We start from the raw sequence: 15,064 nt of genomic DNA, 5'->3' as shown, positions 1-15,064 counted from the left end.
TTTGTCTACGGTTTGATGTAAGCTCCCGGAACTTCCAACAATTTGTTGGGTTCGTTGAAGCGTTGGTTATCGGGCACATCGCGTTTGCCCAGACCCGCTTGCATAAGTTGCTTCAGTTCCGGCAGGTGATGATGATAGATGTCGCGCGGCTCTACACTATGCTTGTGGCAGAGTCCGGCTGCCATACCTACTACTTCACCCATCATGCCGGTAGTACGCATCACACGTACCGTACCCAAAGCTACATGGGTGCAGCTCATATTGCGGCCTGCCATAAAGAGGTTGTCCACATTACGCGAATAGAGACAGCGATAGGGAACGGCATAAGGATGAATCCAACGATGCACCGTAGCCGACTTGAATTCATTGCCGGGAAAACGTACACTGTTCACGCTGTCGGGGAAGTGAAGGTCGATGCTCCAAGTTGTGGTAAACGAAGCATCCTCGTGCGCCACATTCTTGTCTATATCGTCCTGTGACAGTACGTAGTCGCCCAAGAGACGGCGTGATTCACGTTTGCCTGAAACATACGCCACCCAGTCGAGGGAACGGTTGACATACTTCTTATGGTCTTTATAGTGATTCTTCAGATAGCTCCAGTTGGAATATATCACCAAAAGTCCATAGTCGCGTACACGTTCAGCTTCGCTAACTTGATTACGGTTCATACCCGTTTCCCATTTCCACTCGCCCATGGTTACAGGCTCACAGTTTTCAGCGTCAAAGCGCACGCCATATTCAAAATGAGGGAATGAGGTTTTCTTCTTCATATCCTTACTATACCATTGTATAGAAGCCCCCATCACCAATGAGTCGGGTTGCTCGGGAGCAAGGCTCTCGCCATATTCATCGCGACCTTCACGCCCCATAGCCCAATCGGCACCGGCTAAATAGCCTATGGTAGCATCACCTGTGCAGTCGCTAAAGAGAGGAGCGGTAAGTTCAGTTTGTTCGCCCGTCTCGATGTGCTGGATAGTGACTGACGCAATGCGGTCTCCTTGCATCTTCACGGCTACTGCACGCTGAGAAGCATAAAGGGTAATGTTCTTTTCGGCATCTATAAAGTCTTCCTTCTTCCGGTCTTCATAGTAGTCGCCCGGTTGGGCATTGCCGGAACGCTCATGGCCAAACTCACGTATCATACGACCCAATCCCTGATTAGGTCCCATTTCGATGATACCACCGAGATGTACACGAATCTCCGACGAGTTATTGCCGCCCAATACAGGACGGTCGTTCACTAGTGCTACCTTACAACCTAATCGGGCAGCAGATGCGGCAGCACACATTCCGGCTATTCCCCCTCCTACTACCACAAAGTCGTATTGATGAGCGGGCACCGTCTGTTGTTGTCGCAGGCGGGTACGAAGTGCGGCTGTCTCTGCCGCATCCCAGGTAGCGGGCTGCGTGTTCGCATCGGTCGTAAGGTAAATGGCATCGCAACGACCATCGAAACCGGTGAGGTCTTTCAGCGCAAGGGTGGTAGTCCCTGCTTTCAATACTGTCTTTCCGGCAAATTGCCATTGCCAGGAATTACCTGTATGTCCTAATGTAGCTTTCAGCAATTTGCCGCCTAAAGCCAGGCGGAACTTTCCGGGGCCCTCGGCATCGGTCCAAGGTGAAGTCCAGTTGTAAGTACGGGCATATACGTAGTAAGTGCCCGCCTGGGGAATGTTGATTTCTGCCGTAGCATCCGCCACTGGGATGCCCATGCCATGTGCCATGAGATAGGGCGAACCCATTTGATCCATGAACTGCTGGTCGAGCACCCAGCCGCCTCGCTGGCTGAAGCTTTCTGCTTCGATGAGCAGTTCTTCGGCTACAGCCACAAGGCTACAGACTACGGCTATGCATGTCAATAAAATTTTTTTCATCACAGTACAGCGTTTTTATGATTATTGTCTACTATCTTCACAGAGGGAACAGATTATCTCGCCATTTTGTAAATTTCATTGCCTGCCATCAAAAAAGCACCAACTCCATAAACCTCCGTCATGTCACGAGTCACTTTCTTCGGGTCGGCACCGATTTGCTGCACATAACCCAGTTTCCCATTCGGTTCCACAGCCGAGACTAATGCATTCCAGCCTTTTATCATTACAGGAAGATAAATTTCCTTATCCAATAAACCTTCGTTTATTCCATAAGCAATGGAATAGACAATGAAAGTAGTGCAACTCGTTTCCGGTGATGGATAAGAGGCAGGATCCAAAAGACTGGCATGCCAGAAACCGTCCGGATGTTGTAATCCGGCAATACGTGTAGCCAATTTTACAAATAATTCCTCATAGAATTTGCGGTTCTTATCTTTCTTGGGCAGTTCCTTTAATATTTCAACCAGACCACCAAGCACCCAACCGTTGCCACGTCCCCAAAAGACTTTCTTACCATTGGCTTCGCGCTTATCAAAATAACGCCAGTCACGGTAGAACAAGTTTTCTTCTTTATCGAACAAGTAATCATAAGTCGCTTTATACTCACGATTCATAAATTTGATATACTTTTTCTCTCCGGTCAGCATATACAGTTTGGCATATACAGGGGGAGCCATAAAGAGAGCGTCACACCAAGTCCAACGTTCCAAGGTCTTTAAGTCTCCCTCCACCAGCTTGAAACTGCCTTCGGACGGATGATTGACAATCCATTCCGTACGGGCGAGCGTAGGGATAATCATTGCTTCGTCTTTGTACTTGCGGTATAAATCCAGAAAGGACTGTGATACAGCGATGTCATCAGCATGGTAAAACCGTTTATCCGGCTGCCAGCAATTCCGTCGGCCTATACGGGTAAGCCACTTATAATATGTATCATCATTATCTTCTTTTTCAGCTAATTCCGCCCAATCCACCATGCCGACATAAAGAGCGCCTTGCGGCCAGTTCAAGTCGTCATGTTCAGGAGCAGGGTGTGGATTGGCAATCTGCCAATCCGCCACCTTTCGCATGATAGACTTTATTTCTGCTTTTTGAAAAGGAATCTCTGTTGCCATTATAAAAACGGAACATAACAGAGACGCTCCCAATAAAAGTGTTTTTTTCATTATATATTTATTTGTTTATCATTCGGTCATTACAGTTCAACTGTAGCCTTTAAAGGCAATTGACTGGAAGCAGGACCGACTAAGATCTCAAAGTCTCCTTTTTCCACTACAAAGCGGTGTTGATTCATATCGTAAAAAGAGAATGCATCCTCATCCAGCACAACAGAAACCCGCTTCTTCTCCCCTTTCTTCAAGAATACCTTTTCATATCCTTTCAGTTCTTTCAACGGACGGGGAACAAAAGACTGTACATCATGCACATACACCTGTGCCACTTCCGAAGCATCCATCTTACCTGTATTCTCTATATCAAAGCTAACGGTAACCTGATGCTCACCCGTTTTCTTCGCAGCCATATTACTATAAACGAAAGTAGTATAGGACAAACCGTAGCCAAACGGATAGAAAGGTTCTTTTCCCGAACGGTCGTATCCACGATAACCGACAAAGACACCTTCGGAATAGTCTACACGCTTAATCTCCGCCTTTAAGTTCTCGTAATAACTGCCGTGCACCGGATTATCTTCCCATTTCCGCTCGATAGAAATCGGTAGCTTTCCGCTTGGAGAAATCTTACCGGTCAGGATTTCAGCTATCGCCTGGCCGCCTTCCTGCCCCGGATACCAGGCCATAAGAATCGCTTTTGCGGCATCATACCAGTTGGTGAAATCCACACCGCCACCGGCATTCAGTACAACCACAACATTGGGATGCATAGACGCAATCTTCTTGATAAACAATTCCTGATAGCGAAGCAAGGCAAACGGACGGTCAAAGCCTTCGCCTTCGGTATTACTATTGAAACCTGTGCAGAACACAACATTATCCACCTTTGCCAATCCTTGACGAAGTTTCGCCTCATTAAGGCTATAAGCATTAAAACGAATGATGGCCGAAGAAATATTATCAAAGAATTCAATCCGGAAACGGTACTCCTTACCACCCTCAACCGGCAGTTCCACTTCACGGCTAGAGTAGGAATGATTTCCCCAATCTCCTGTAATATGCTTGTCATTCACAAACAGACGATAACCGTCATCACCACCGATATGAAGTTTCAACTGACCGTCAGTTTGTGGCATGTAGCAGGCTGTCCAACGGACAGAGAATCCATCTGTCGGAAAGCCGTCCAAAGGTGCCCCATATCCCCAGTCATAATCAACAGAGGATTCCGTGCGTATTACTTCAGGCTGTCCCGAAAGGGTCTTGTTTTTAAAGTATTCAGCCTTGAAGCCTTTCATCTGACGATTAGCATCAGTATAAAACTCATGGACAATATCTTCATAAATCACATCATCCGTCAATAGTAACAGATTATTTTTCTTCAATTCTTTCAAGCCTTGAGCCACTGAGACGGTAGAAAAAGGAGTGACAAACCCACTGCCACCACCGGTAGGAATCAAATTTGCATTAGGCCCCATCACGGCTGTCTTCCCTTTCAGCGGGAGCAAGTTTCCTTCATTCTTCAACAGGACTACACCCTCGCGCGCCAGTTCTAAAGCTGTCTGGCGGGAGAAAGGATTATCCTCTGCGATGTTGCTGTCTTTCTGTTCCTTATCCAGCATACCATAAGCAATCAGAGTTTGCAGGATGTGTTGTACTTTCAGGTTGATGGTTTCTTCTGTCACTGTGCCAGTCTTGATAGCAGGCAACAGATTCTCCAAATTCATAAAACGTCCTTTCGGCATTTCGAGGTCAAGTCCGGCGTTAGCAGCGCCTACGGCGGAATATACAGAAGTCCAGTCCGACATCAGAATACCTTTGAAGCCCCAAAGATTGCGCAAGACATCAATATTCAGCCATTTATGTTCGGTGGCATGGACACCGTTCAACAGATTGTAGCTGTTCATTACGGCACCGACATTGGCTTCCTGTACAGCTTTCCGGAAAGCCGGGAAATAGATTTCCTGCAAAGTACGCTCGTCTATGTCAGAGCTGGCATGGTGGCGGCTCCATTCCTGGTTGTTGGCAGCAAAGTGTTTGATGGTGGCAATGACTCCTTCCGATTGCACGCCGAGGATATATTGTTTCGCCGTTTCACCTGTCAAGTAAGGGTCTTCACCGAAGTATTCAAAGTTACGGCCGCACAATGGAGCACGATAGATATTCACGCCCGGCCCCAACAGGATATTAACTCCTCTTGCCTTGGCATCCTGTCCCAAGCCTTGCCCTAACTTATAAAGTAATTCCCGGTTCCAAGTAGAAGCGGAAAGTATTCCGGAAGGATATAAAGTGCTCTTGGGAGCATGATTACGAATTCCCTGCGGCCCGTCAGCCAACTTGATTTCAGGTATTCCCAAACGGGGAATGGCACGCAGAGAAAAACTGGTATATCCGGAGATATACTCTATTTTCTCTTGCAAAGTCATTTTTGATACAATGTCCTTCGCACGTTGTTCGGCTTGGGGAGTGATTGTTTGTGCACAGGTTAATATGCTCCATGCAAGCATACATAAACCTATGCCTCCTATTTTCTTTTTCATGGTGATTCTGTGTTAATATAATATGTGTAAAAAACCAACTTAGCTATCAGCTCTTCACACACTTTTGTTCTTTACATTTTTAGTCTATCAGTTCTATTTTAACGGTCTGTCCTTGTACCAGAATATGATATTCGCCGGCTTCAAGGAAGCGTTTACCATCCTCATTGACAAAACCGAAATCACGTTCCAGATCGATGTCGAAACGGAAAGTCTTCGTTTCGCCGGCTTTGATAAGTTGTTTCTCAAAGTGTTTCAGTTCTTTCACCGGACGGGTGATAGAGCAATAAGGATCGGAGATAAACCAATGAACAGTCTCTGCTCCGTCGCGAGAACCGGTGTTGGTGACGGTCACTTCTGCTGACAGTTTATCGCCACGCTTCACTTTAGTAGCAGAAGGGGTAACAGTGCCATACTTAAATTCGGTATAACTTAATCCATGCCCGAACGGATATAACGGATCGCTTGTTATATCTTTATAAAATCCCTGATGTCCGCGTCCGCTCTTGCGGCGATTATAATAAATAGGAATTTGTCCTGTGGAATAAGGGAACGTCATGGCTAGTTTACCGGAAGGGTTGATACGTCCTGATAAAATACCTGCCATTGAACGTGCACCATTTATTCCCGGTTGCCATATCTCCAATATAGCATCACAAAGAGGTTCCATGCGATTTAACTCCAAGGGACGTCCATTAGAAAGTACCAATATAACAGGTTTACCAGCCTCCTTTAGTTCTTTCACCAATTCTTCCTGAATCTGTGGCAAAGCAATCGTAGAACGGGAAGCATTCTCACCACTCCAGGTAAGCATCTCGCCCAAACAAACAATGACTACATCAGACCAACGAGCAACGTCCAATGCGCCAGCAAAACCTGAACGGTCATTGCCCTGCGGTTTGCATCCCATTGCATAACGTAATTCGGCGTCTCCTCCAAACTCGGCAGTCAACCCATCATAGAGCATTTCCACATCCGTATCTTTTCCATGTCCGCACCAGGAACCCAATAAGTCCCAACCATTTTTTGCCATTGGACCTACTACGGCAATCTTTTTTTTGTTTGTAAGTGGTAATATCTGATTGTCATTTTTCAACAGCACCATTGATTCTGCTGCCAGTTGAGCGGCCACAGCCATACTTTGCGGACGGAAAAAACGATCCTTCTCATTAGTAACCGGAGTATAAGGACGTTCGAACAAACCCAGACGGAATTTTACACGCAATACCCGACGAACTGATTCGTCAACTTGTGCCATTGTTACCTTACCTTCCTCTACAAGCTCTTTCAGATGACGATCGTAGGCATGAGACATCATATCCATTTCAAGCCCCGCATTAAAAGCATACCGAGCAGCATCTTTCTTTGTAGCGGCTAATCCCTGATTCTTTAACTGTTCCACAGCCCCCCAGTCAGACACAATGAACCCGTCATGTTTCCAGCGTTTCTTTAATATCTCGGTCATGATATAAGGATTAGCTGACCCGGGTACTCCACTGATGTCATTGAAAGAACTCATCAAAGTGACCGCACCAGCTTTCACTCCCATCTCATAGGGCAGCAGATAAGTATCCCAAAGAGTTTGAGCTGAAATTTCGGTATAAACATAATCTCGCCCAGCCTCCGAAGCACCATAACCTACATAGTGTTTCAGACAAGCAGCCATACGGTTCTCTGCTGACATATCATCTCCCTGATACCCACGCACCGAAGCAGCGGCAAACACTCCATTTGTATAAGGATCTTCACCATATCCTTCGGCTACACGTCCCCATCGAGGATCACGTGCCACGTCGATCATGGGAGAAAAAGTCCAATCAACCCCAGACATGCGGGCTTCTTGTGCAGATACCGCACATGCCTGTTCTACCAATCCCGGATTCCATGAACATGCCTGCCCCAACGAAATAGGATATATGGTGCGAAATCCATGAATAGCATCGTAGCCAAAAATGATGGGAATACCCAAACGAGATTCTTCCATCGCTTTTTTCTGCATACTATTACGCAATTCTGGATTTATATCAAAGTATATCAAAGAACCAATCTCTGACGGTACTTTTTTCACTTCTTCGCCAACATTATTCACATTGTTATTTCGTCCCAATGTATATTGGTTTAGCTGCAAAATCTTTTCCTCCAATGTCATACGCGATATTAAATCATCAATACGTTTTTCAATTGGAGCTTTGGCATCCTTATACAAAGGAATACTCTTTTTATCTTTTGACGAAAGAGAATGTGTGACTCCCAATAGGCACAATCCCAAAATCAAAACTTTTTTTCTCATCAATGTTTTCGTCAGTTAATTATTATTTCTAGTTTTCAGATGTATATCAAGCAATACGTAAGCAAATAATTATTCCAGCCATTCCATACACTTATCATTTACCTAAGTACCAGTCACTTACAATCAGTTCATTGGAGATATATGCCCAACACGTTGGATCTATAGATCCAATATGCAGCATATATAGATCCAATACGTAGCATATATATGGCTAGCATCTTGGAAATATATCCCCAACGAACCGGAGAACTATGACCTGTCAATACACTCATTACCAACAATTAATGTATCTCGTAGCAATTGACTATGACTTACCGAGCGATAACTTCAAATAATTTCAACCAGCCGGCAGATGTTACATTGTTCTTTACAGCAAGGTGAATTCCAATCTCATTCTGCTTTGCCGTGTCAACAATCCCAACAGCCCACATGTATTTACCTGCCTCCACGCCTTCAACCCGGGTTGTAAACGTATATGATTTAGCCGTACCTTTCACCCAATCACAAGCTTCCGGTTCTCCATCAACAAATACATACTTCGGTTTATCATTCTTGGTGTCCAATAAAGCAAAAGCCACTTTATATTTATTCTTCCACTGGGGAATATTCGTCGGACAATATCCCCAACCAAAATTATTCCAACGATGTGCTATTTCAATCTGTTTACCATTAGAGATAGTTGTAGGCAAAGAAATTCTGTCCGGAAATAAACGGTAGCTTCCTTCTGTACAGAATTGTTTAACTAATTGGAAAGCTTCATTAAACCATGAATAAGTTTCTCCATTGCGAAAGTCTGAATTATAGCGTAAATCCATCATATTGACGCAGGCTGTTTTAGCCTCATCAAACTCACCCTGACGTACTTCTGCATAATTGGCATATCCATCTCCCTGAATCGAGTTTCCATGAGAATTTTTCACCCAGCCACCTTCCATTACTACAGGAACGAGATACTTCCACTTGGCTATAAAATTGCGTTCCCAAGTAGAATAATAAGTTTTCATACCAAACGCATCGTGACGTAATGAATATCCTTTAGCTACTGCTTTTCCTATTAATCTTTCAGTATCTTTATCATAATTATTGCCGTCCCATTCCTTACTTGTACCTATCCAACGATGATAATTTACAAACACAGGAACTTTATCAAATACTTGAGAATATAAATCTGTCACCCAATCGAAAACAGCCTCACGAGTCGGCAGCTCCGGTTTTCCCAACTCACGCACCTGATAGTACCATACACTATGATACTCTCCCCATTTTCCAAATCCTGAACCACTTACAAACTGTACTTTGTCGGGATCATTAAAATCCTTAGCCAAAGCCCTGATAAATTTCTCATAATATTTCTGGAAAATAGGATCATCCGGATAGGGAGACCATACTTTTACTGAACCTGTTTGTGTTTCATATCCTTTCGCGCCAGCCTCTTTTACAAAATTCGGAGTAAAATTATAGTGCTTATCACGGCTATCCACCACAAAAGTAAAGGCCAATTTCATATTTCTTTGCTTAGCTCCCTCTATCAACATCTTCAGTCGTTTAGCCGAAGGGGTATCACAATCGGAGTTCCATGCATATTTTCCTTCTTCAGGATTAAAATCAGCCCAGGCACCACGAAGGTATAAGGTATTTGCATAATCAGAGACCTTTACAGTGCCTTCCGATGACGGGAAATTATCATAATCCTGCCAGAATGTGGAAGATAAACCATCACCAATACCCGCATATAATACCCATCCGGAAAGAGGATTATGCAAAATGATATTTCGATTCTGCTTTACCGTGACAATGCTGTTTCCAGGAATAGAAGTATCTTCTACCAAACCATCATCACCATTACCACCTCCTTCTTCATCATTATCACTGCCGCAAGCGACTAATGATATAGCCATAGAAAAAATAAGCCCACAACTTATTTTTCTCAAACTGCACATATTTTGAAAATTAATCTTCATACCTATAGCTCTTATTTTTTTATGCTTACTTTCGACAATTTTAACCAGCCCGAATCCAATATATCCCCTTTGGCGGCAATATCCAGCCCTATGAGATCTTTATTACTCCGGTCAACCAGGCCCACAGCCCAAACATAAGTACCCGTTTCAACTTTGGACATATCCGGCTCAAATACATATTCAGCGGGACTTCCTTTTATCCACTTGGATAAATCTGTATTCGTATCCACAAATGTATATCGCACCTCATTCGTTTCAGAATCGAGCAAAGCGAAAGCTACTTTATATTTTTGATTCCATTGCGGAATATTAGTAGGACAGTACCCCCATCCCAAATTGTTCCAGCAATGTTTAATAGTCGGAGTTGTTTTTTTAGAGACTTCTAACGGCAAAGAGATTTCACTGGGATAGAGCCTATACCCCCCTTCCCGAAGGAATCGGCGTACTAAATCAAAAGCATCTTTAAACCAGGATTCTGTATCGCCAAAACGAAAATCCATCATATTGACATGTGCCTCTTTGCTGTCATCAAACTCACCGCGTCTTACGTCCTCGTGTGAATCCTTGCGATATCCTCTAGGATCCTGCCAATAACTATGTGATTTGACAATCCAGCCACCTTCCATAATAATGGGGCAGATATTACGATATTTTTTTGCGAACCTACGCTCCCAACTGCCATAATAGGTTGTCATGCCAAATGCATCATGACGCAATGAATATCCTTTCTTGATTGCTTCTTCCAACATTTCTTCACTGTCAACAGCAAAATGTTCATCATCTACCCAATCTTTTCCCGCACCAATCCATCTATGGTAGTTAATTACTACTGGAACTTTATCAAAAGCTTGAGAATATATATCTGTCACCCAATCGAAAACTGCTTTCTTTGGAGTATCATCACCTGTTGAATAAATCATTGTATGATATTCTCCCCATTTCCCAAGTCCGAATCCATCTATAAATTCAACCTTCGAAGGATCGTTGAAATCTTTAGCCAGGGCCTTCACAAATTTAGTATAGTACTTCTGAAAAACTGAATCATCAGAATAAGGTGACCATTTACCTTTATTCATAAATCCTTTTGCACCGGCATCTTTTACAAATTGAGGAGTAAATTCTGTTCTCTTATCACGACTGTCAACTACAACACGAAATGCCAAACGCATATTCCGCTGATAAGCTCCTTCAATATATGCTCTTAAATTAGAATCTATTTTCCAACCATATACATCTTCCTGTGGATTAAAATCTGTCCAACTAGCGCGAATATAAAGCGTATGAGCATAATCTGTCACACTAACATTGTGTCCTAATTCAGGAATATACATATGGTCATACTGTGCCCAAAAATCTGCAGCATCCACTCCCATACTTGCATAGAGCACCCATCCTGTAAGCGGGTTATGAAGAATACGCAAAGAATCAGGCTGAATCGTAACTATGTTATTCTTCGGTAGTTCCTTATCAAATGAAACGGCTGAATTCTCGTCTCCGAAAACAGGAGATAAAAGGAACATAAACAGACAAAGAGACACAATTACTCTATAATAACTAATCTTTCTTATAACCATACTACTAATTGTTTTTTAAAGAGTGCTATATCATTGTTCTCTTTATTCATATAAAAATCACGAAATTGATATAGCACTCTTAATTTTATCCTGCTTGATTATCTCTTATCAAAGAATACTGTCAGTTCTTTAATATCTAATTCTATGTAATTAACTCCTACAGGTACACTAAAGAAGGCATAGCGGTTGTGAGATTGCCCTCCGACTACAGTCTGTTTCTGATTGTAGTCACTCTCTGCAATATCAAGGCAACCGTCATAAGATCCTCTGATGGCATCTGCTGTTGAGCCAAAGGTATAGCAACCTGCACTTTGCGGTCCGACTTTAAAGTTCAATCCACCCGGATGTGCATTTCCATCTTTGTCTTTAATGGAGTTCTTTCTGGGTAACTCCGCTCCTTTGTATATAAACAAATAAGGATTTGCCAAACTAGGTGTCATAGAATGAGCCATAGTGAATCCTGTATCACCAGTGCCATCTTTAACCCATCCATCGTATGGTCCCCAAATAAAGACTCTTTCGATAGTGGTAGTCACCGTATTATTGTTCCATGTCCACGAAACAACCATTGGTTTAGGATCTGTTTCGGGGGAGTAAATCGTAACTTTTTTAGTATTTATGTTAATCACAATACGATAGACACCCGCAATCTTAATATTCCAATGATAACCAAGCGCAGCTGCTTCCGGACTCATTGTCGAGATATTCATTGCTGTACCATCTGTAAAATCGCCTGATTCTTCCGGAGCAATAGCCATATCTTTCTGTCCATTAAACAAGATCGGGAAATAAATAGTACCTGGTTGCAGTTCTGCATGGAACGCATATTGATTTTCATCTTCTATCGTGCGAGTCATCTCTACATCTGCGCTAACACAAGTTCCGGCAATATAGATTTTATCAGCTTCTATAAAATTACTAGCCAAACCTATAGTAACGGTACGTGTTTCAAAATCTACCACTACACGATACTGCCCATCTTCAGGAATCACCCAATATCCAGCATTATCTATCCCCTTAATTTTAGCTTCCATTGCTCCATCAGTTATCTGTTGTTCTGCAGCAACTGGTGAGATGGCATTAATCTTATTTTCATCTTTCCAAACAATCGGGAAGTGAAGATTACCTGCCTTCAAGTCACAAATGGAAACATAACGCTTCGGCTGACTTTCCATTGGCAAGATTTCAAGATCTTCACCATCAACAGCTGTGCCTGACATATAAAGATGGTCTGCTACAAAAGTCTTTTCAGAATACATCTTTACTTTTATAGTAACTGTAGAAACTTCCGGTTTTACAAACTTAGGTCCTTCTACAGAACCGATAATACGGGCTTGTAACTTTACTAAATCACCAGGCTGCTGCTTCCACTTTGACACCAATAAACTCTGCAATTCTTTATGAGTATAACTTTTAGAAAAATCATCATCAATATACTCCCTTATCATTGTGTTTGTTCCAAAACTGTTATTTTCCAGATTCATTTTATAAAGATAGGAAATATAATAGTCAGAGCCTATTGGGTCAGCTTCCGTCCAGTTTAACGTCAATGCAACCTCATCCGGGGTATCTTCCTTGAGTTCTATTTCATAATCAGAAGGAGTAAGAACTAAACTTGTACGATTGTCGAGCGAATTAGTAGCATCGTCATCATCATTGCATGCTACTATGAAACACGAAGCAAGTGTCAGGAAGAAGAACCGTAAAAGGTTCTTCTTAAATATATATCCGTTTTTCATATCTATATTCAATATATTAATATTATAACTATTTATTGGTTTCCGACGGTCCAGTCAGGAGTTTGTACCAAATTCCAATTCTTATCAATATCGTCCTGTGGAATAGGCCACCAATAGCTTATAAACTTACGTGTCTGATATACTGTACGAGTATAATATTTATTTCTATAGTCCGCATCGGATACTTTAATATAAGCATTCATGCCATAAAAATCACCATCCAATACTTTCTCGGCTAATTTCCAGCGACGCAGATCATTAAAACGAAGTCCAGATTCACAATTCAATTCCACACGCCTTTCTTGACGAATTAACTCGCGCATTTCTACAGGATCTGATGGGGCTGTTATCTTGCCTTCTTCAGCTGAAACACTATATTCGGGAATACCCGCACGCTCACGAATCAAATTGACATATTTCAGAATCTCTTTTTGATTGGCAGTATAAGTGCCCTTCTCAATGCTATATTCATTCAACGCCTCAGCATAACTTAAATAGATCTCTGCTAAACGACATAATGCACCATGACGGTTTTTATAATCTCCACTACCTTCTTTGGGATTTGCAGATGGATCTACTCTCTTACGTACCAGATAGCCGCTCCATGGAGCGTCATGAGAAGGACCACCGTCTTTACCATCCATATAGAAATCTGTATTTCTCTTACCACCAATATGCCATTGTTCGTTATGCAGTACTGAAATATAAAAACGAGGCTCGCGGTCACAATACATTTTATAGGTATTGGCATCTACAACTACATTTTCATCTTTATTACGATCTCCTTCTGAAGACCCATACTGCCACTTTGTAGAATAGGTCTCTTTTTGCGTACTAAAGCCTGTCTCTGAATAATTAGCATCAGGGTTAACTTTAGGAGAACCATCCGAATTATAACCTATAATAGGTCTTTGACCGTTTCTCATGAAAAAAGCATCAACCAAAGATTGGGTTATTCCGATCGCTCCCACTCCATTAATACCCAAACCACGTGGAATACAGTTTTTATCATACCATCCACCAGAATCCATTGTGCGAACAAACAGTAATTCTCTGTTAGCTTCGTTCCATCTCTTCATCACTGCATTCTGATAAGAAAGAAAAGGATCAATATCACCGTTATCCAAATATTCATAATGCAAATGATAGCCAGCGGCTTCCGCCTCATCGATAACCAGTTTACAAGCATCTACTGCTCTTTTCCATCGTTCCGGATCATGTGCAGAATTAAAGATAGGGGTTCCATCAATGTTTTTTATATTCGCCAATGCAGGATTACCATTCACCAAGTCGCTAGCAGCAAATAATAACATACGAGCACGCATTGCCAAACATCCAACAGAAGTCACACGGCCATATTTCTTATCTTCAGTTTGAGTGGCAGGCAATTGTTTTGAAGCTTCCAGCATTTCTTGATCTGCCCAATCAATTACATTATAAAACGGCTCTTGTTTCAACATCAGATCATCAGCCGAAGTACTTTCACTAGCCTCGCGAATAATAGGAACTGAACCATAAGCTATAGCCATCATAGAATTATAATAAGCTATAAAGAAACGGCATTCAGCTTTCATAAAGTCTACTTCTTCAGCCGGTACAGCCTCCAATGGGTGAGCATGTTTTATAAACAAATAAGCAGAACGAATATATTTGGGATAAGTATTCCAATAAGCAATTACCCCGGGATTGTCTGCTGTCCAGTTACCTTTTTGATATTGAATGGCTTTAAATCCTTGCGCTTCCCAACCAACTGAAGGAATCAGTTCATCAGCTATGGCATCCGGACCATCATAAGTATAATATTCGGGCAGGCCGCGATAAATATATGCCAGCCAACGTTCCATATTCTTTTTATTCTCAAATACTGATTCTAAATCCAACTGGTCATCCGGTTGCTTATCCAGATAATCAGAACAAGAAGAAAAAGTAAATGTCGTAATAATACTTAGTACTATAAATTTTAATATGCTATTTTTCATA

At 42.4% G+C, this 15,064-nt stretch carries 8 protein-coding genes; all 8 read right to left on the bottom strand.

Annotated elements, in window-relative coordinates; translation table 11 throughout:
• Positions 1-5: 5 nt before the first annotated feature.
• The gene (locus tag KFO40_RS11630; protein WP_074910526.1) at positions 6-1,874 is read right to left on the bottom strand and encodes an FAD-dependent oxidoreductase; all 1,869 of its coding nucleotides are present in this window, start codon (positions 1,872-1,874) and stop codon (positions 6-8) included.
• A gap of 53 nt (positions 1,875-1,927) precedes the next feature.
• A complete protein-coding gene (locus KFO40_RS11625; RefSeq protein WP_074910523.1) occupies positions 1,928-3,040 on the bottom strand; it encodes a glycoside hydrolase family 105 protein in 1,113 nt (370 codons plus the stop codon).
• Between the two features lie 29 nt (positions 3,041-3,069).
• The gene (locus tag KFO40_RS11620; protein WP_211146383.1) at positions 3,070-5,523 is read right to left on the bottom strand and encodes a beta-glucosidase; all 2,454 of its coding nucleotides are present in this window, start codon (positions 5,521-5,523) and stop codon (positions 3,070-3,072) included.
• 79 nt (positions 5,524-5,602) lie between these two features.
• The gene (locus KFO40_RS11615; RefSeq protein WP_074910517.1) at positions 5,603-7,810 is read right to left on the bottom strand and encodes a glycoside hydrolase family 3 N-terminal domain-containing protein; all 2,208 of its coding nucleotides are present in this window, start codon (positions 7,808-7,810) and stop codon (positions 5,603-5,605) included.
• Between the two features lie 311 nt (positions 7,811-8,121).
• Complete coding sequence (locus tag KFO40_RS11610) at positions 8,122-9,771, bottom strand: DUF4832 domain-containing protein (protein ID WP_211146382.1); 1,650 nt, start codon at positions 9,769-9,771, stop codon at positions 8,122-8,124.
• 11 nt (positions 9,772-9,782) lie between these two features.
• A complete protein-coding gene (locus tag KFO40_RS11605) occupies positions 9,783-11,345 on the bottom strand; it encodes a DUF4832 domain-containing protein (RefSeq protein ID WP_074910511.1) in 1,563 nt (520 codons plus the stop codon).
• 98 nt (positions 11,346-11,443) lie between these two features.
• A complete protein-coding gene (locus KFO40_RS11600; protein WP_211146381.1) occupies positions 11,444-13,084 on the bottom strand; it encodes a SusE domain-containing protein in 1,641 nt (546 codons plus the stop codon).
• A 32-nt stretch (positions 13,085-13,116) separates the two neighbouring features.
• Positions 13,117-15,063: a RagB/SusD family nutrient uptake outer membrane protein gene (locus KFO40_RS11595; protein WP_008642445.1), complete on the bottom strand. Its 1,947-nt coding sequence runs from the start codon at positions 15,061-15,063 to the stop codon at positions 13,117-13,119.
• Position 15,064 lies beyond the last annotated feature (1 nt).

Source organism: Bacteroides sp. 1001302B_160321_D4 (assembly GCF_015667765.1).
GTDB classification, from domain to species: Bacteria; Bacteroidota; Bacteroidia; order Bacteroidales; family Bacteroidaceae; genus Bacteroides; species Bacteroides xylanisolvens.
Note: the sequence above shows the minus strand (reverse complement) of the source record. Positions and strands in the feature narration are given on the sequence as shown.